We start from the raw sequence: 17093 nt of genomic DNA, 5'->3' as shown, positions 1-17093 counted from the left end.
TTGAAAGGTCCGAAGCACCGCCCCGTCTCTCTCTGAAATGACCATCACCCAGCGAGAGATTCGATGCAATCACGCAATCGCGCTCCGGGGGGTCCTGAGCCGTATTGAACACACCCCTGTGGCGTGAATGCCACGATTTCGTTCACCCCCTCTTAACCATGATGAAGAAAGGGTTAATTTTGGCGCCGAACCGGCAATGACGGGGCAAATGAGGCGGGTTCTTTCGCCGAATCCGGCCAAAGGCAGGCAAACTTGGCAGACGGCCTCATTTGGTCGTTCGCTGGTTCCGTCCGACTAGATCCGGAAGATCTTGCCGCCGAGGCCACGGAAGTCGCGCTCGCGGCAGGTCAGAACGATGATCTGCATCGACTCGGCTGCCAGCTGCAGGACGAGGTGCATCCGGGCAAGGCGCTGCTCGTCGGTGTTGACGAGCGCGTCGTCGAGAATCACCAAAGCGGGGTGGCCGCCGGACTTCAGAACTTTTGCGAGCGCCAGCCGGGTGACCACCGCCACCTGCTCGCGTGCGCCGGCCGACAGCCGCTTGAACTCCTCGGCGACGCCGCGGCGGTGAAGGCCGGTGATCGCCAGTGTCGCGTGGTCGAAGGCGACCTCACTCTCGGGGTGGATCAGCTTAAGATAAGGCGCGACCTGCGCCTTGATCGGCCCAAGCCAATGCTCGCGGGCATCGCGCTGGGCCCCGACGAGTGTCTCGTGCAGCAGCCGCGACGCTTGCGCCTCCAGCGCCAGCCGCTGCCGGCGCGCGTCGAGCCGCTCGATCTCGCCGCCGATGCGCTCGATATCCTCCCCGAGGGCGCTGAGGCCCTGTGCCCGCAGCTCACCTTCCAGGGCCGCAGTCTCGTCCTTCAGCTGGCCGACGACGCGGCGAACTTCTTCGAGCGCCCGGCGGCTGGCCTGCAGCGAGCGGACGGCGGTCTCGGGGTCGGCCTCGCCGAGATCGCGCTGGCGCAAAACAACCACGGCGTTCTTCGCGCTGCGCTCCAGCTCGGCGGCGGCCAGATCCTCGTTCAGCGCCGCCAGCGCGCGCGTGGCCTCCGCGTCGGCGAGAGCGCGCTGCAACCGGGCGGCTGCCTCGGCAAGGTGCTCCGCCTCGGCTTCCGCCTTGGCGAGCCGCGCCGTGTGAGCGGATGCCTCGCTGCGGGCGAGCTCCAGAGCGGCATCGGCGGCGGCAGATCGGGACTGCGCCTGCTTGCGCCGGGCGCGGGCGGCTTCGGCCGCATCGGGGCCGGCGTCGGCGGCCTCGCCGACAGGCTGGGGCGGGAGACGGGAAAGCTTGGCGCGGGCTTCGGCGAGCGCCTTGGCGGCCGTGGCCTCCCCCTCCGGAAGAATGGTCTCGACTTGGCGCCGCAGCAGGACGATCTCACGCTGGCGCGCCTCGATCTGAGCCAGCCGGCGACGCGCAGCTTCGACATCGGCGACGCGGTGACGCGCCAGCAAGGCCTTCAAGGCGGCATCCGCCGCCTCGAAACCGCGACGGAGTTCGCCAGCATCGCCGCCCGGCTCGATCGTCACCGCGCCAAAACCCTCGAGCAGGAACGTGCTCAGCGTCAGAACCGGCAGCGGCGCCGCCACATCGACCTCATCGCCCGAAGGCGTCTGCACGCCCCTGCCCGCCTCGGGCGCGAAACGGATCGTCGGAGCGGCTGCTGTGACGAGGATCTCCGCCTCGCGGCGCTTTCGCTCGGCCTGTTCAAGGGCCTGCAGCGCCTTGGCGTCGAGCGCGGGACCGAGATCCTCGGCCGAGAGGGCGGCGAGCTGCCCTGCGAGCGCTGTCGCCTGGGCAAGCCGCGTCTCCAGCGCCTGAATTTCGGCGGTCAGCCGGCGATGCTCGGCGCCGGCCGCCGCCGCCTCGTCGCCAGCCTCCGCCGCCGCAAGATCTGCGCGGGCTTTCACGCGCTCTTCCTCGAGACGGCCGAGCCCTTCAAGGCCCGCTTTCTCCGCGCTGCGGCTGTCGGCGAGCGAGGCGGCCGCTTCCTGCGCCGCAGTCCCCGCCAGCCGGACGCGGCGGACGAGGTCCTCGCGCGCCGACAGCCGCTCGCCCGCCGCCTGGCGCTGCAAGGCGGCGTGGTCGAGCGCCCGCTGCGCCTCCTGCAGCTCGCGCTCATAGCCCTCGATGGTGCGTGCGCGGCGCTCGCCGGCCTCGACCGTCCGCTCCGCGGCGCCGATCGCGTCCTCGCTGAGATAGGCGTGGAGCACTTCGCGCCGGCTGCGCAGCCGGTCGATCTTCTCCTCGTAGTCGCGGCGCAGCGCCTGTTTCTCCGAAAGCTCGGCTCGCAGCGCGGCGAGCGCCTCTTCGGCCTTGCCGAGCGGGCTCGACGACGCCATCCGGCCGGTCGTGGTGAAGAACCGGTCCTGCAGCGCCTTGGCCGCCCCGAGCAGCGCCCGCCCCCGGTCGCCGCCGAGGATCTGGCCGATCTCGCCCTCGAGCGAAGCGGTCACCGCGTTCTTGCCGACGCCGAGGTTCAGGTCGTGCTCGTGCGAGCGGCCCTGTTCGACCCAGAGCAGGCCGAAGGCGCCCTGGTGCTCGTCGAGCTTGGGGCGGCCGCTGCCGGGATGAGCAAAGCGCAGCAACTCGGCGAGACGCTCCTCCACCGCATCACCGGACAGCGCGCCGCCCGGCCAGGACAGCTCTGCTTCCGGCCGCTGGAGGAAACTCTTTCGCAGCTGGTACGGGGTCCCACCGGTGCTGAAGCCGACCGAGATCTCGGGCCGCGCGGTCCGGCCGTAGGGCGCCAAGGCCTTTGTCGCTTCGCCGCTCGCCCGGTGCTTCTGGAAGAAGGCGGCGCGCAGCGCCAGCAGCAAGGTCGACTTGCCGGCCTCGTTGTCGCCGACGATGATGTTCAGCCCCGGCTCGAAGCCGTCGAGATCGACAGCGCCGAGCCCGGCAAAATCCTTGAGCGTGAGATGGCCGAGATACATCAGGCGTCTCCCGCATCCGCGACGCTTACGCGCGCGTGTTCTATATACGCCATCCGCAAAGCCAGCGCCGCCGCCGCGCGCTGCGGGTCGGCGGGGTCGGCGGCCTTAAGGCGCAGCCGGTCGATGGCGACGCGCACGAAGCCGGCGACGTCGATGCGGTCGAGATCCTCCTCGTCCGGCGCGTCGATGAGGCCGGCATCGGAAACCCGGAGGTCGAAAACACTGGCGCTAAGGGCCGCCAGGCGCTCGTCGAGGACGACGCGCTCGCGCAGCGGCATGGCGCCGGACAGGCGGAGGTCGAGGAGCGTGTCGCTCGGCCGGCGCAGATCGGCCATCGCATCGTCGAGACCCGCGGCTTCCGTCAGCACCAGATCGCGCGAGATCCAGATGAAGTGGCCGGTGGCGACGGCTTCGACGCGCGGCGCGGCGCCCGGTGCGTCGATCTCGACAATAGCGACGAAGCCCGGCCGGTTGGCGGGATAGCGCTCGGGCTCGGGCGTGCCGCTGTAATAGGTGCGCGCGGCGATCTCGAGGAAGCCATGCCAGTCGCCAAGCGCGAGATAGTCGAGCCGCGCCCGGACGGCGCGGTCGTCGGCGATCGGATTGCCGCTCTCGGCCTTCTCCGGCAGGCGGTTGGCGACGGAGCCGTGCGCAAGGCCGACCCGCACGGCACCCGGCGGCGTCTCGGCCTCGTCGAACCAGGCGGTGAGGTCGGCGCCCTCGTGCCGGCGGGTGAGCGGCGCGGGCAGCACCACGAGCCGCCCGTCGGCGAGCGTCAGCGGCACCGGCGCATCGGCGATCAGAAGGTTGGCCGGCGGCCCCATCCGGCGCAGCCGGCTCCAGACCGAGACGCTCAGCGCCGCATCGTGGTTGCCGGGCAGCATCACCCACGGCCCGGCAAAGCCCGCCATCGCCTCCAGCGTCCGGCGGATTTCCCGCTCGCTCACCGTGTTGTCGTCGAAGGCGTCGCCGGCGACCAGCACGGCCTCGCAGCCCCGCTCGGCGGCCAGCCGCGCGATGCGCTCGACGGCGCGGAAGCGCTCGGCCTTCAGCTCGCCGCGGGTATCGGCCTCGTATCCGCCGAAGGGCTTGCCGATCTGCCAGTCGGCGGTGTGCAGGAAGCGGATCACGGGCGCCCAATCTGAAGCTGTGCCAAGCAACCTTGCTGCGAAACGGCGCGGGCAAAAGCAAGGCGTCCCTCCTGCAACCCTTGGATATCAACCGCTTTCCCGCAGCCTGGAACTGGGCGCTTGACCCTCCCTCCCCGCTGCCGCACGGTCCGGGCGACACGCAGGAGGAAACGGCATGGCGATCTATTCGCTCGACGGCGCGGCACCGGAGATCGCAGAGGGCGTCTACGTCGCCGATGGCGCGCGGGTGATCGGGCGTGTGCGGCTCGGGCGCGGCGTCGGCATCTGGTTCGGCGCCGTCCTGCGCGGCGACAACGAGTGGATGACCATCGGCGCCGAGACCAACATCCAGGACAATGCCACCTTGCATAGCGATGCCGGCCTGCCGCTCACCATCGGCGCCGGCTGCACCATCGGCCACGGCGCCATCGTCCATGGCTGCACGATCGGCGACAACACGCTCGTCGGCATGGGCGCGACCATCCTCAACGGCGCCAGCATCGGCCGCAACTCGATCGTCGGCGCCAATGCCCTGGTCACAGAGGGCAAGGCGTTTCCGGACAATTCGCTGATCGTCGGCTCGCCGGCCAAGGTCGTGCGCGAACTCGACGACGCCACTGCCGACGCGCTGAAACTCTCGGCCGCACACTACGTCGCCAACGCCCGCCGCTTTGCGGAAGGCCTGAGGCGGATCGACGGCGTACCCTCGGACGTCGGCTAGCCCCACATAGCGAAGGCGACGCCGAGCAGCAGCGCGCTGGCCACGGCGAAGCCGGCGTCGCGCCCGGAAAAGCCAGGCACGTCGGTCAGCGTCCGCGCTCGGCCCGGCGAAAAGCCGCGGGCTTCCATGGCGATGGCGGTGCGCCCGGCGCGGCGGATGGCGAAGGCGAGAAGCGGGATCACCAGCCGCAGGATCGCGGCGGGCGAGGGAAAGCGGCGGAGCGGGCGACCCCGCCGCATGGCGTCGGCGATGCGGATCTGCTGCGCCTTGGCGGCAAGGTCGGGCACCATCTGCATCGCCGCAAACAGCGCATAGGCGATGCCGGCGGGCAGCCGGAGATAGGCCATCAGCGCCCGCACGAAGCCGCCGGGATCGATCGCCCGGGCAAAGAAGATCGAGACCATCCCGCCGGCGATCGCGCGCAGAAACAGCACCAGCCCCGCCCGGCCGGCCTCGGAGGCCGCAAGGTCGGCGGAGAACACCGCGACGGCCGAGTTCTCCTGCCGGAAGAGGATGTTGGTGGTGAGGAAGCCGAAACCGAACAGCACGAAGGGCACGGTCAGGCCAAGCAGCACCAGAACGCGCGTGCGGGTGAGCACCACTGTCATCCCGGCAAACAGCAGGATGGCGAAGAGCTGGAAGCCGGGGGTGAACACCATGGTCGTCGCGAGGATCCAGGCGAGGCAAGCGCCGAGCACCGTCAGCGGGTTGACCGCGCCCATCAGCGCCCCGCCTGCCAGGTCAGCGCCGGCGCGAGCAGCGGCTCGGCGAGGCCGTTTTCCGCCATCAGCCGGGCATCCAGCAGGAGGTCGCGCGCCGGCCCGATCGCCTTCAGGCACCCCTCCCCGAGGATCGCCACCCGGTCGGCCAGCCGCAGCGCCAGGTCCATGTCGTGGGTGATGACGACGATGGCGCGACCGCGGGCGCGCAGCGCGTCGATCCGCGCGGTCAAATCGGCCGTGCCGGCAGCGTCGAGCCCGGCGCTCGGCTCGTCCAGCACCAGCAGCGGCCAGCGGTCGGCGGCATCGATCGCCGCCAGCGCCAGCCGCCGCTTCTGGCCCTCGGACAGCGTGAACGGATGGCGGTCCTCGAGCCCGCCGAGGCCGAAGCGGTCGAGGGCGACGTTGAGACGGCCTGCCCGCTCCGCCGCGGGCATGGCCGGCGGCAGCATGGCGTCGATCTCGTCGTGGACCGAGCCGGTCGCGAACTGGTCCTCGGGATGCTGCAAGGCGATGGCGCCGGGCGCCCCGGTCCGCGCGCCGCCTCTCAGGCGCAGCAACCCGGCAAGGCTCGCACCGAGCGTCGACTTCCCCGCCCCGTTGCGCCCGAGGAGCACCAGCACCTCGCCGGTTTGAACTCCGAGGGAGATTTCCCGCAGCACGACGGGGCCGAGAAACGGCGCGCAATCGGCCTTGTCGAGGCGGGCGATGTCCGCGCCCGGTTGTGGTCGGGCCTGCGGCGGCAGCCGCTCGGCCACGAAACCCGCCACCGCAGCCCTGGCCGCCGCCTGAATCTCGGGCGACAGGCGCTCCAGCGGCGCTAGGGCTTCGGCGAGAGTCAGCGGCGGCGGGTCGAGCGTGATGCCGGCCGCGATCAGCGCCGCGTCGAGATGGGCGGCGAGCGGCTGCCAGAGCCCTTCCGCGCGGAGGGCGGCATGGCTTGCCCGGAACAGCTGGCGCGGCGGCCCCTCGGCGATCACCTGCCCGGATCGGCCGAGCACGACGACGCGATCGATGGCGTCGATCAGCCCGTCCAGCCGGTGGTCGACCACGAGGCCGGCGCGGTTGCCCGTCCTGTCGTGGAGCACCGCGTGCAGCCGCGCGGCCGCCTCGGGCGAAAGGTGCGCTGTCGGCTCGTCGGCAAGGAGGATCGGCGCGTCCTGGGCAAGGATGGCCGCGAGCGCCACCAGCTGCCGTTCGCCGCCGGACATCGAGAGCGAGCGCCGCTCGCGCCAATCCGCGGGCAGACCGAGCCGCTGCATCACATCAGACACCCGCGCCTCGATCGCGGCCGGCGCCATGCCGAGGTTCTCGCAGGCGAAGGCGATCTCGTCGCGGACGCGCATGCCGCAGAGCACCTGGTCGGCGTCCTGGAAATAGTGCCCGACGGTATCGGACCACTCGGCTGGCGAGCGGCTGTCGCCGGGCCGGCTGAACAGGCGTGTCGAGCCCGAGACGGCGGCGGGAACGTTTGCCGGCACCAGCCCGGTCAGCGCCAGCAGCAGCGAAGACTTGCCGGAACCGGAGGCGCCGAGCAGCAGCACCCGCTCGCCCGGCAAAAGCCGCACGTCGACCGGGCCGATGGTCGGCGTGCCCGCGAAGGTGATCGCCGTCCGCCGCCACTCCGCCGCAGCCACCCCGTCGCCGGGGGGTGTGCCGGCGTCGAGGGGGCGTGCGTCAGGCAAGCGCCGTCCGCCGGTCGGTGTCGATCTTCAGGCCGTGCAGCACGCCGGTCCGGTAGAGCGCGGCGACGATGGCGTGGCCGAGCCAACCGCCGAGCAGCGCTCCAGACAGGCAGCGCAGCGCGAACATGGCGACCAGCAGGCCCGGCGCCAGCGCGCCGTAGTCGAAGCGGATCCAGGTGTAGATGAAGCTTGCGATCGCCGCGCCGACGCCGGCCGCCATTAGCACCGGCAGCGAGTAGTTGCGCCAGCGGGTCGCGGCGAACACGGCTTCCGCCCCCGCGCCTTGGATCATGCCCGAGAGGATTAAGAGGAGGCCGCCGGGGCTGCCGAGCAGGATCTCGACCGCCGCCGCCATCACCTCGGCGGCGAAGGCGACGCCGGGCTTGCGGATGATTGCCGCGGCGACCACCGAGGCGATGAACCAGAAGCCCATGAAGACGTCCATCGAGATGGCGCCAAGGGCGGCCTGGGCGATCAGCCAGATCTGCACCCAGCCGAGATAGAGCACGGCAAAAACCGCGCCGAGGACGGCGACGACGAGCGTTTCGCGCAGGGTCCAGCCTGTTCGCATGGCAGTTCTCCGGATGTGAGGGGTCAGTCTGGGGACGTCAGGAAAGGCTGGTGGACGCCGGGCGAACGGTCGAGGGACTGTTCGCCGGGCGAACAGAAGAAGGACTGTTCGCAGACAGGGTCACGTCGAGGGCGACGTGGGCCCCCTCTGGCGCAAAGCGCAGGAAGGCTTCCGACAGCGTGGCGAAGACCATCCCGGCATCGCCGGACAGTTTCGTGCAGAAATTCTTCGAGCGGTCGAAGACGCCGGACTGCTTGAGAAAGTCGATGCAGGCGTAGATCTCGTCCATGTGCTCGCCGCGGCCGAGCGGATAGTAGGAGAACTGCGCCGATATTGTCTGGCCGGTGGGGGTTGCGGCCGCGACCTTGGCAAGGCTTGCGGCGACGCGCTGGTCGAGCGGACCGAGCGGGGCGAAGCCTCCCTCGGGCGGCGAGCAGATCGCATCGTCCGGCTCGCCGGGACAGCCGCGCGAGACCGTGGCCGACAGCACCGTGTGCACCCCGCCGCGGGCGGCGGAGACGAAGAGGTCGCGCATTGCCGGGAAGAGTTCCTCCGGCGGGCCGACGAGGAGCGTCGAGAGGTCGTCGGTCTCGATCCTGAACCGCGGGCGGTAGGGATCGAGCGCGCCGAGCGCACCGAGGATGACCGCGACGAAATCGTCGGTCATCGGGTAAAGGGAAATCTGTGCGCCTGAAAACATCGCTCGCCTCGCTCCGCTGGCATTACCCAGATCAGCTTGAGGGTTTGAAGGCCTGCGCCCTCGTCTCAGCCCCGGCATTGCGGAGCACCCCTGTCGTGACGGCGTGTCTACGCCCCGCGGAGGTCGGGCACAAGGGCTTTTCGCGAGGGGGCGCGGCACCCCGACATGGCCCGGCGGCGCCGCAGCAGCGTTGCGTCTCCCGCCACAACTGGCACTCCCGCAAAAAATTCGGCAGAAGGGGCGGCCAACCGGGACCCCGCCATGACGCGCACGCTGTTTTCGCCCCTCGCCCGCTCGCTGCCGGCCAGCATTCCCTTTGTCGGGCCGGAAGCGCTGGAGCGCCAGGCCGGCACGGCCTTCAAGGCCCGGCTCGGGGCGAACGAGAGCGTGTTCGGCCCCTCCCCCGCCGCCATCGAGGCGATGCGCGCGGCGGCCGCGGAGAGCTGGGCCTATGGCGATCCCGAGCAGGCCGAATTGAAGGCGGCGCTCGCCGCGCATCACGGGCTGAAGCCGGAGAACATCACCGTCGGCGAGGGCATTGACGGCCTGCTGGGCCTCCTGGTGCAGCTCGCTACCGAGCCGGGCGATGCTGTGCTGACCTCGCGCGGGGCGTATCCGACCTTCAACTACCACGTCGCTGGCCATGGCGCGGTGCTCGACATGGTGCCCTACCGCGACGCCCGTCCGGAGATCGCCGAGGACATCGACGCGCTGCTCGAGCGCGCCCGCGAGACCCGGCCGCGCCTCCTCTACTTCGCCAATCCGGACAACCCGACGGGCTCCTGGCATTCGGCCGAAGCGGTCGGGCGGCTGATCGCCGAGACGCCGGAGGAGACGATCCTCGTGCTCGACGAGGCCTATTGCGATTTCGCGCCGGCGTCCGCGCTGCCGCCGATCGACCTTCTCCGGCCGAACCTCCTGCGCTTCCGCACCTTCTCGAAGGCCTACGGCATGGCGGGCGTCAGGGTCGGCTACGCCATCGGCGATGCCGGCTCGATCCGCCAGTTCGACAAGGTGCGCAATCATTTCGGGGTGTCGCGGATCGCCCAGGCCGGCGCGCTCGCAGCGCTCGGCGACCAGGCGTTTCTCTTTGACGTCGTCGGAAAAGTCGCGGCAGGACGCGCGCGGCTGGCCTCGATCGCAACGGCGGCAGGGCTTTCGCCGCTCCGCTCGGCGACGAATTTCGTCGCCATCGACTGCGGCCGGGATGCGGCCTACGCGAAAGCGGTGCTCGCCGGCATTCTGGCGGAGGGCGTCTTCATCCGCATGCCCGGCGTCGCGCCGCTCGACCGGATGATCCGCGTCACCGTCGGCCGCGAGCCGGACCTCGCTCTGTTCGAACAGGCGCTGCACAGGGTCCTGGACGGGCTCGGCCGCAACGGCTGATGCGGCTGTCGTCGTGGGTCCGGTAAGACCAGCCCCAGGCGATCAGTGCCGGGCGATCCAGTCGCGGGCGGCGCGCAGCGCCTTGGCGATGTCTGCCTTCGACATCTGGTCGGCGACTTCCTGGCGGTGGAAGGCGGCATCCTCGACACCGTCGCGGGCGGCGAGGTTGAAGTACATGTGGGCGGCCACGAGATCGACCGCGCCGTCGCGGCCGAGCGCGCAGAGCAGGCCCATCTGGAACAGGACGTCCGGCGACGGGGTGAAGACCGTGGCGCCGATGGTGCCGGTGGAGTGATCCGAGAAATCGAAGCGTGCCATGTCCGAAGGTCTCCTGATGGTGCGGTTCGCCGGTTGCCCCGGCCGCTCTCTGCTGCCCCAGAGAATGCACCCTTCGCTTCAACACCCGCTTAAAAGGCGTGGCTAATTTGAACTAAACACCACGCTCATCTTTCACTAACCTTTGGCCACTCGCCCTTCCGCATCCCCTATACGGCAGCGGCGACAGCAAATGCGGCAGAATACGGGCAAGCGAACTGTGAACGCTTGCGTAACCATTCCGCGAAACAGACCCTCATCTTCGGCCTTTCCGCCGACAGGCGAAAAGGCCTGTCGCTCAGCGTCCAAATCACGCTTTGTCAGCGCCACCCGCCTGGTTTACGTCTTTGCTCTGGGAACCGCGCAAGCGCCGGCACGGCGCCGCATTCCGGCTGGGGAGGATAAGAATGAACCGCATCATGATCGCTGCCGCATCGCTCGCGATGATCAGCTGGAGCGCTGTGGCCGCGGAGCCGGTCGTCGGCAATTGGAAGACCGCCAGCGGCGAGACCGCGAAGATCGCGCCTTGCGGCGGCGACTACTGCATCACGGTCACTACCGGCAAGTTCAAGGGCAAGCAGATCGGCAAGATGAGCGGCGCGGGGGCGGACTACGCAGGCGAGATCCTCGACCCGCAAGCGGACAAGACCTATTCCGGCAGCGCCAAGGTCAGCGGCGCCTCGCTGAAGCTCACCGGCTGCGCGCTGAAGATCTTCTGCAAGAGCCAGACCTGGTCGCGGCTGTGACCCCCGGCAGATAGCAGCGCAGCCACCAATCTTTCCCGCCGGAACCACTGGCAGCAGCAATGTCCCGTGCTAGCCTCGGCCGGAAGGGCGCTGCGTCCCGCTGTGGGTCTCGCGGGCGGCGTGACGCCGTGCCGATTAGGCCGCGCCTTGCGGCTCGAGAGTCTGCTGGTCGGGATTTTGCTGGTCGAGAGGGAGAGGTGCCGTTGGCCCGGCCGATCTGGTTCGCACTCGTCGTCGTCCTTGCCCTCGCGCTGCTGCCAGTGGCGGTCTGGCTCGACCTCAGCCATCTCTCCGACGTCGCGCTGCGCTCGCAGGCGACCAGCCTCAACGCCATCATCACCGACATTCGCGGCTACTACAGCAAGAACGTCGTCGGCCGCATCCTGGCCTTCGACGGCAAGACGGTCACGGCCCACAACTACGCCGACATTCCCGGCGCCATTCCCATCCCCGCGACGCTGTCGCTCGAGCTTGGCGACGTCATCGGCAAGCGCGGCGAGAACATCGGCTACCGCTTCGTCTCCGATCTCGTCTTCGCCAGCCGCGAGCCGCATGTCCTCGACGGTTTCGAGCGCGGCGCGCTGGCGGCGTTCCGGGCCGAGCCGCAGGAGAGCCGGCCGGTGATCACCGAGGTCACCGGCTCCATCTTCGACCGGCGCATCCGCCTCGCCGCGCCCGTGGTCATGGCCGAGGCCTGCGTCGCCTGCCACAACGTCCATCCCGAGAGCCCGAAGCAGGACTGGAAGGTCGGCGACGTCCGCGGCATCCAGGAGGTCTCGATCGAACAGCCGATCGCGGCGAACCTCTTCTCGTTCAAGCACCTCTTCGCCTACTTCACGGGCGCCGCGCTGTTCGGCGTCGTCTTCGCCGCCCAGCAATGGCGACAGGCGCACGCGTTTCGCCGGATGAATGCCGATCTCGAGGAAACCAACTCCTTCCTCGCCTCGATCTCGCTGAAGATCTCGAAATACCTGTCGCCGCAGGTCTACAAGAGCATCTTCAGCGGCGAGCGCGACGTGGTGATCTCGACCGAGCGCAAGAAGCTCACCATCTTCTTCTCCGACATCAAGGACTTCACCGTCACCTCCGAGCGATTGCAGCCGGAGGAACTGACGCGGTTGCTGAACGAGTATTTCACCGAGATGTCGGCGATCGCGCTGGAGCATGGGGCAACGCTGGACAAGTTCATCGGCGACGCGATCCTCGCCTTCTTCGGCGATCCGGAAACGCGCGGCGCGGCCGAGGACGCCAAGGCCTGCGTCGCCATGGCGATCGCCATGCAGCGGCGCATGGTGCAGCTCAACACCGAATGGCGCCGCCGCGGCATCGAGAAGCCTTTCCAGGCGCGGATGGGCATCAACACCGGCTACTGCAATGTCGGCAATTTCGGCAGCGTCGACCGGATGGACTATACGATCATCGGCGCCGAGGCGAACCTTGCCGCGCGGCTCGAGCAGATCGCCGAGCCCGGCGGCATCGTGATGAGCTATGAGACCTTCGCGCTGGTCGAGGACGGGGTGCGCGCCCATCCGCTGGCGGCGATCAGCCTGAAGGGCATCAGCCGGCCCGTCATCCCCTATGCCGTCGACAACATCCACGACGCCGCCGCCAGCACCAGCGCCAACGGCGTCATCGACGAGTTTAGCGACGGCGCCCGCATCTTCATCGACATCGATCGCCTGAGCGAGAGCGAAATCACGCGGCTCGAGACTGTCCTTGCCGGCGCGGTCGGGGCGCTCAGAAGCCGGCAGGCTGCGCCGGCCTGAAGGAACGCGGTGGCGGGCTTGCCGGCGGTCGGTCCGATCCTCAGGCCGCCCGGCGCTCTGCCCGCTCGAAACGCCCTTTGCCCCGGCGCTTGGCGTCGTAGAGCGCGTCGTCGGCATGCCGAATGAGATCGTCGGGCCCCTCCAGGCTGTCCCGGTCGCAGCCGACAAAGCCGATGCTGACGCCGATCTCAGCGGCCGTGCCTTCGATCAGAAAAGACAGCGCGATCTCGCGGACGATCGTGCTGGCCAGCAGCGCAGCGCTCGACCCGACTTCCTGCGCGTCGCTGCAGAGGACAGCAAACTCGTCGCCGCCCAGCCGGGCGCAGAAGGCATCGGCCGGGGCCAGCGCTCGGATGCGATCGGCGACCTGGCGGAGCAGCTCGTCCCCGGCGTAGTGGCCGAGCGTATCGTTGATGTCCTTGAAGCCGTCGAGGTCGAGCAGCAGCAGCGCGAAGCTTTGCCCCTCGCCACGCACCTGTTCGATCTGCCGGGTCAGTTCAGTCGCAAACAGCGCCCGGTTGGCAAGACCCGTCAGCGGATCGAAATGCGCCATGCGGTCGAGTTGCTGGTTGCGCAGCGTCAGCCTGTCGGAGGTCGCCCGCAGTTCTTCCATCAGGAGCTGGCGCGCGTCGTGCGCCTTGGCCAGGAGCCCATTCGCCCGCAGGACCATCGAGAGGAGCAGCGCGCCGAGGGCGACAAGGGCGAGGGTGATGTAGACCGACGCTTCCTGCAGGCGGAGCAGGTCGCGCTGCCCGTCGGCCGCCTTCTGCGCGCCGTATTGGTTGGCCTCGGAGGCAAGGCCCATCAGCGGGCGCTCGTAGAATGCCAGCATGTCGCTCATCCGGGTGGCCGAGACCGGCGACAACCCTTCCGCCATCACGCCGCCGACCTCCGCGATCGCCTCGGCGTAGGATCCGAGCAGCAGGTCGCGCCGGGGCGAGGCCCGCATGAAGGCGCCGAATTCGCCGTTGGACACCGTCGCCAGCCGGTTCAGTAGGATGTCGAAGCGCAGGCGGATTTGCTGGTCGGAGGCATCCGTCGGAGTCGACGCATAGTCCCGCAACTGGCCGCGAAACCGCAGCAGCTCGGCCACCGACTGGCTGCCGATGAAGACGGTGTTGTTGTTGGAGATCTGCGCGATGGCCAGATGCTGGCGCTCGATGATCAGCGACACATAGGCGAAGGCGGCGATCGTGACCGCCACCAGCACCAGAAGAAGGGTCTTGAGCTGTCGCATGCCGCCGATGTTTACTCGACGATGAAGCTGGCGACCTGCCAGACCGAGCGCGTGTAAAAGACGTCGCTCCGCAGGTTCGAAGCGCTGTCATAGGGGTAGACGATGAAAAGCGGGCCCTTGTCGCTGACCGGCATCGGGGCGCCGTTGCGCCGGTAGGCCAGGATCGGGCGGTAGTTGGTGAAATCGGAGATCGGCACGCTGACCTGATAGTCGTTCAGCGCCGTGACGAGGAGCGTATCTCCCTTGGCGCCTACCGCCTTCATCAGCTTCTGCAGATCGACGCCGACAAAGGTCTGCTCGCCCTCGGTCCACGGGGTCGTGGTGACGATCTCGGTCGCATCCAGCGCTTCGAGCGAGGCCAGGTCGAAACGGGCCTGGCCCTCCCCGTTGTGATTCTCGATCTTTCCCCCGACGGTGAGGATGACCTCGCCTTTCGGCACCGACAGTTCACCAGCCGACGCCGCCGGCAAAAACGCCAAGGCAGCGACCCATAGTAGAAGACCTCTCGCAAACCTGACCATGATCACCCCGGCTTTCCGTTGGGTTCACAATGGGCCGAGATACCTAAGTTTGCTTTAAGAAGTATTTGCCGAGGGTGCGCCGCGAAGCAATATTCCGCGTCGCACCCAAGAACAGGGTAGCGATCGTACCAAGCCTGAGCCTGATCGTAAGCTATCCTGTCTAATCAAGCTTCACGAGACGCCAAATAGTTCTATTTCGCGCGTTGTCCGAACAGCACCTTCTGCGCATCGGCGTCATTGGCTATGTTCTTGCGGTGCTCCGCGCCGATGGCGAGGCCCTTCTCGACGGCGGGACGCGCCTTCACGGCCTCGAACCAGCGCTTGAGGTTCGGGAACTCTTCGAGGGTCTGCCCCTGGTTCTCGTGCGGGACGATCCAGCCGATCGAGGCCATGTCGGCGATCGAATAGTCGCCGGCGAGATATTCCACCGCGCCGAGGCGCTTGTTCATCACGCCGTAGAGCCGATGTACCTCGTTGGTGTAGCGGTCGATGCCGTAGGCGATCTTCTCGGGCGCGTACTGTCGGAAGTGATGCGCCTGGCCGGCCATCGGGCCGAGGCCGCCGACCTGCCAGAACAGCCATTCGTCCGTCGCGACACGTGCGCGCTCATCGGTCGGATAGAACTGGCCGAACTTGCGACCGAGATACTGCAGGATGGCGCCGGACTCGAAGACGGAGATCGGCGCGCCGCCCGGGCCTTCCGGATCGACGATCGCGGGCATGCGGTTGTTCGGGGCGATCTTCAGAAAGTCCGGCTCGAACTGCTCGCCCTTGCCGATGTTGACGTAGTGCATCTCGTAGGGGACGCCGAGTTCCTCGAGCATGATCGAGACCTTCCAGCCGTTCGGGGTCGGCCAGTAGTGCAGCTCGATGGGCTGGGTCTGGGTGGTCATGTCAGCTTCCTCTTGCGGATGGCAGATGGGGCTAAGCTAGGGCGGCTGTTGTGCGGCGCAATCGCTGCAGCCTGAACGGACCGTTCGACCGTCATGCCGATGCTCTCGGCTGGTCCGCGCGGTTTGCGCCCGCCGCATACCGAGCGGCGTCATCGACGCTTCATGTGCGGAGGCGAGTAAAGCAGGCCTCCGCCATCGTTCCGGCGCATATTTGACGTCTCGGCTTCCGCCAGCTTCCCCCGGCGATTAGAGATAGGGCATGACCAAGTTCTTCACCGCCCGCCCCGCCCCGATCCTCGCCACGCCGCCGGCCGCGCCCATGCAGGTCTTCGAGGACCCGGCAGCCGCCGTCGCCGAGTTGCAGCGGCTCTACCAGCGCGCCGTCTCGTTTCTCTGCGAGAGCTTTGAAGAAGTGCTGGCGAGCGGCGATACCACGCGACGTTTCCGGGCCTATTACCCGCAGGTCTCGCTGGTCACCGACAGCCACGCCCGCGTCGACAGCCGCCTCTCTTTCGGCCATGTCCCCGGCCCCGGCAGCTATGCCGCCAGCATCACCCGGCCCGACCTCTTCGAGACCTATCTCACCGAGCAGATCGGCCTCCTCATCCGCAATCACGGGGTCCCGGTCTCGGTGGGCGACTCCGGCACCCCGATGCCGCTGCACTTCGCCTTTCCCGAAGGCTCCTATGTCGACGGCGCCTCGGCCGAGAAGCTCGACAAGCCGCTGCGCGACATCTTCGACGTGCCCGATCTCGCCTCGACCGACGACCGCATCGTCAACGGCAATTTCGAGCCGAGCCCGGGCGAGCCGATGCCGCTCGCGCCCTTCACCGCCCAGCGCGTCGACTACTCGCTGCACCGCCTGGCGCACTACACCGCCACCAGCCCGAAGCATTTTCAGAACTACGTGCTGTTCACCAACTACCAGTTCTACATCGACGAGTTCTGCATGCTGGCGCGCGAGCTGATGGGCCGTGGCGGTGGCGGCTACACCGGCTTCATCGAGCCCGGCAACATCCGGACCCTCCCCGGCCATGATGCGCCGGAAACCGGCATGGCACCGCTGCGGCTGCCGCAGATGCCGGCCTATCACCTGATGCGCGAGGGCGGTGCCGGGATCACCATGGTCAACATCGGCGTCGGTCCGTCCAACGCCAAGACGATCACCGACCACATCGCCGTGCTGCGCCCGCATGCCTGGCTGATGCTCGGCCACTGCGCTGGCCTGCGCAACTCCCAGGCGCTCGGCGACTACGTCCTGGCGCATGCCTATGTCCGCGAGGACCACGTGCTCGACGCAGACCTGCCGGTCTGGGTGCCGATCCCGCCGCTCGCCGAGGTTCAGGTCGCGCTGGAGGAGGCGGTCGAGGAGATCACCGGCCTCGAGGGCTACGAGTTGAAGAAGATCATGCGCACCGGCACGGTCGCCACCATCGACAACCGCAACTGGGAGCTTCGCGACCAGAAGGAGCCGGTCGAGCGGCTTTCCCGGTCAAGGGCGATCGCGCTCGACATGGAGTCGGCGACGATCGCCGCCAACGGCTTCCGCTTCCGCGTGCCCTACGGCACGCTGCTCTGCGTCTCCGACAAGCCGTTGCACGGCGAGTTGAAACTGCCGGGCATGGCGACCGACTTCTACAAGCGGCAGATCGCCCAGCACCTGCGCATCGGCATCCGAACCATGGAGAAGCTGGCGGACATGCCGCCCGAACGCCTGCATTCGCGCAAGCTGCGCTCCTTCTTCGAAACCGCGTTCCAGTAGGCGC

Annotated in this window: 15 protein-coding genes and 1 riboswitch; of the genes, 5 read left to right on the top strand and 10 right to left on the bottom strand. The window is 68.6% G+C overall.

The annotated features are described in order from the left end of the window. Positions 1-294 precede the first annotated feature (294 nt). Together ACZLZY_RS00685 and ACZLZY_RS00680 are read right to left on the bottom strand one after the other, a co-directional pair. Positions 295-2937: an AAA family ATPase gene (locus ACZLZY_RS00685; protein WP_472931477.1), complete on the bottom strand. Its 2643-nt coding sequence runs from the start codon at positions 2935-2937 to the stop codon at positions 295-297. Beyond that, the gene (locus ACZLZY_RS00680) at positions 2937-4067 is read right to left on the bottom strand and encodes a metallophosphoesterase family protein (RefSeq protein WP_472931476.1); all 1131 of its coding nucleotides are present in this window, start codon (positions 4065-4067) and stop codon (positions 2937-2939) included. The genes ACZLZY_RS00685 and ACZLZY_RS00680 overlap by 1 nt, the downstream gene beginning before the upstream one ends. 175 nt (positions 4068-4242) lie before the next feature. Here ACZLZY_RS00680 and ACZLZY_RS00675 point away from each other — a divergent pair, with 175 nt between their 5' ends. Next, positions 4243-4788 carry a gamma carbonic anhydrase family protein gene (locus tag ACZLZY_RS00675; RefSeq protein ID WP_472931475.1) on the top strand — a complete coding sequence of 182 codons (546 nt, stop codon included), beginning with the start codon at positions 4243-4245 and terminating at the stop codon, positions 4786-4788. Here the strand turns inward: ACZLZY_RS00675 and ACZLZY_RS00670 are convergent. The 4 genes from ACZLZY_RS00670 to ACZLZY_RS00655 form a co-directional block, all read right to left on the bottom strand. Then, on the bottom strand, positions 4785-5510 hold the full coding sequence (locus tag ACZLZY_RS00670; protein WP_472931474.1) for an energy-coupling factor transporter transmembrane component T family protein: 726 nt from the start codon (positions 5508-5510) through the stop codon (positions 4785-4787). The genes ACZLZY_RS00675 and ACZLZY_RS00670 overlap by 4 nt on opposite strands. After that, on the bottom strand, positions 5510-7192 hold the full coding sequence (locus ACZLZY_RS00665; protein ID WP_472931473.1) for an ATP-binding cassette domain-containing protein: 1683 nt from the start codon (positions 7190-7192) through the stop codon (positions 5510-5512). Before ACZLZY_RS00665 ends, ACZLZY_RS00670 begins: the two co-directional genes overlap by 1 nt. Beyond that, on the bottom strand, positions 7185-7763 hold the full coding sequence (locus ACZLZY_RS00660) for an ECF transporter S component (RefSeq protein WP_472931472.1): 579 nt from the start codon (positions 7761-7763) through the stop codon (positions 7185-7187). The genes ACZLZY_RS00665 and ACZLZY_RS00660 overlap by 8 nt, the downstream gene beginning before the upstream one ends. A gap of 37 nt (positions 7764-7800) precedes the next feature. Beyond that, positions 7801-8463, bottom strand: a complete 663-nt coding sequence (locus ACZLZY_RS00655) for a YkoF family thiamine/hydroxymethylpyrimidine-binding protein (RefSeq protein WP_472931471.1) — start codon at positions 8461-8463, stop codon at positions 7801-7803. Beyond that, a riboswitch (TPP riboswitch) is annotated at positions 8455-8565 on the bottom strand. It overlaps the preceding gene by 9 nt. A 159-nt stretch (positions 8566-8724) precedes the next feature. Between ACZLZY_RS00655 and ACZLZY_RS00650 the strand changes: the two genes are divergently transcribed. Beyond that, positions 8725-9849, top strand: a complete 1125-nt coding sequence (locus tag ACZLZY_RS00650; RefSeq protein ID WP_472931470.1) for a pyridoxal phosphate-dependent aminotransferase — start codon at positions 8725-8727, stop codon at positions 9847-9849. Positions 9850-9891: 42 nt separating this feature from the next. Here the strand turns inward: ACZLZY_RS00650 and ACZLZY_RS00645 are convergent, their stop codons facing one another. Then, positions 9892-10167: a sel1 repeat family protein gene (locus ACZLZY_RS00645; protein ID WP_472931469.1), complete on the bottom strand. Its 276-nt coding sequence runs from the start codon at positions 10165-10167 to the stop codon at positions 9892-9894. A gap of 404 nt (positions 10168-10571) precedes the next feature. Between ACZLZY_RS00645 and ACZLZY_RS00640 the strand changes: the two genes are divergently transcribed. Both ACZLZY_RS00640 and ACZLZY_RS00635 read left to right on the top strand, forming a co-directional pair. Further along, positions 10572-10910 carry a DUF2147 domain-containing protein gene (locus tag ACZLZY_RS00640; RefSeq protein ID WP_472931468.1) on the top strand — a complete coding sequence of 113 codons (339 nt, stop codon included), beginning with the start codon at positions 10572-10574 and terminating at the stop codon, positions 10908-10910. 203 nt (positions 10911-11113) lie between these two features. Next, positions 11114-12676 carry an adenylate/guanylate cyclase domain-containing protein gene (locus tag ACZLZY_RS00635; RefSeq protein ID WP_472931467.1) on the top strand — a complete coding sequence of 521 codons (1563 nt, stop codon included), beginning with the start codon at positions 11114-11116 and terminating at the stop codon, positions 12674-12676. A gap of 40 nt (positions 12677-12716) precedes the next feature. On the opposite strand, the gene ACZLZY_RS00630 is transcribed toward ACZLZY_RS00635, so the two are convergent. From ACZLZY_RS00630 to ACZLZY_RS00620, 3 genes are all read right to left on the bottom strand, one after another. Continuing rightward, positions 12717-13913 carry a diguanylate cyclase domain-containing protein gene (locus ACZLZY_RS00630; protein ID WP_472931466.1) on the bottom strand — a complete coding sequence of 399 codons (1197 nt, stop codon included), beginning with the start codon at positions 13911-13913 and terminating at the stop codon, positions 12717-12719. A gap of 11 nt (positions 13914-13924) precedes the next feature. Beyond that, positions 13925-14392 carry a putative pterin-binding protein gene (locus ACZLZY_RS00625; protein WP_472931465.1) on the bottom strand — a complete coding sequence of 156 codons (468 nt, stop codon included), beginning with the start codon at positions 14390-14392 and terminating at the stop codon, positions 13925-13927. Between the two features lie 233 nt (positions 14393-14625). Beyond that, positions 14626-15327, bottom strand: coding sequence for a glutathione S-transferase family protein (locus tag ACZLZY_RS00620; RefSeq protein ID WP_472931464.1), 702 nt, complete (start codon positions 15325-15327; stop codon positions 14626-14628). Between the two features lie 259 nt (positions 15328-15586). Between ACZLZY_RS00620 and ACZLZY_RS00615 the strand changes: the two genes are divergently transcribed. Continuing rightward, positions 15587-17089: an AMP nucleosidase gene (locus ACZLZY_RS00615; RefSeq protein WP_472931463.1), complete on the top strand. Its 1503-nt coding sequence runs from the start codon at positions 15587-15589 to the stop codon at positions 17087-17089. Positions 17090-17093 lie beyond the last annotated feature (4 nt).

The organism is Mesocryomonas lacus (genome assembly GCF_055730135.2).
The sequence above is the reverse complement of the archived record's forward strand: the minus strand, read 5'-3'. Positions and strand labels throughout refer to the sequence as shown.

Excerpts from the sequence above, each read along its gene's own strand:
- ACZLZY_RS00685 (WP_472931477.1), bottom strand. The coding sequence starts at position 2,937 with ATGTATCTCGGCCATCTCACGCTCAAGGATTTTGCCGGGCTCGGCGCT.
- ACZLZY_RS00675 (WP_472931475.1), top strand. The coding sequence starts at position 4,243 with ATGGCGATCTATTCGCTCGACGGCGCGGCACCGGAGATCGCAGAGGGC.
- ACZLZY_RS00670 (WP_472931474.1), bottom strand. The coding sequence starts at position 5,510 with ATGGGCGCGGTCAACCCGCTGACGGTGCTCGGCGCTTGCCTCGCCTGG.
- ACZLZY_RS00660 (WP_472931472.1), bottom strand. The coding sequence starts at position 7,763 with ATGCGAACAGGCTGGACCCTGCGCGAAACGCTCGTCGTCGCCGTCCTC.
- ACZLZY_RS00655 (WP_472931471.1), bottom strand. The coding sequence starts at position 8,463 with ATGTTTTCAGGCGCACAGATTTCCCTTTACCCGATGACCGACGATTTC.
- ACZLZY_RS00650 (WP_472931470.1), top strand. The coding sequence starts at position 8,725 with ATGACGCGCACGCTGTTTTCGCCCCTCGCCCGCTCGCTGCCGGCCAGC.
- ACZLZY_RS00645 (WP_472931469.1), bottom strand. The coding sequence starts at position 10,167 with ATGGCACGCTTCGATTTCTCGGATCACTCCACCGGCACCATCGGCGCC.
- ACZLZY_RS00640 (WP_472931468.1), top strand. The coding sequence starts at position 10,572 with ATGAACCGCATCATGATCGCTGCCGCATCGCTCGCGATGATCAGCTGG.
- ACZLZY_RS00630 (WP_472931466.1), bottom strand. The coding sequence starts at position 13,913 with ATGCGACAGCTCAAGACCCTTCTTCTGGTGCTGGTGGCGGTCACGATC.
- ACZLZY_RS00620 (WP_472931464.1), bottom strand. The coding sequence starts at position 15,327 with ATGACCACCCAGACCCAGCCCATCGAGCTGCACTACTGGCCGACCCCG.
- ACZLZY_RS00615 (WP_472931463.1), top strand. The coding sequence starts at position 15,587 with ATGACCAAGTTCTTCACCGCCCGCCCCGCCCCGATCCTCGCCACGCCG.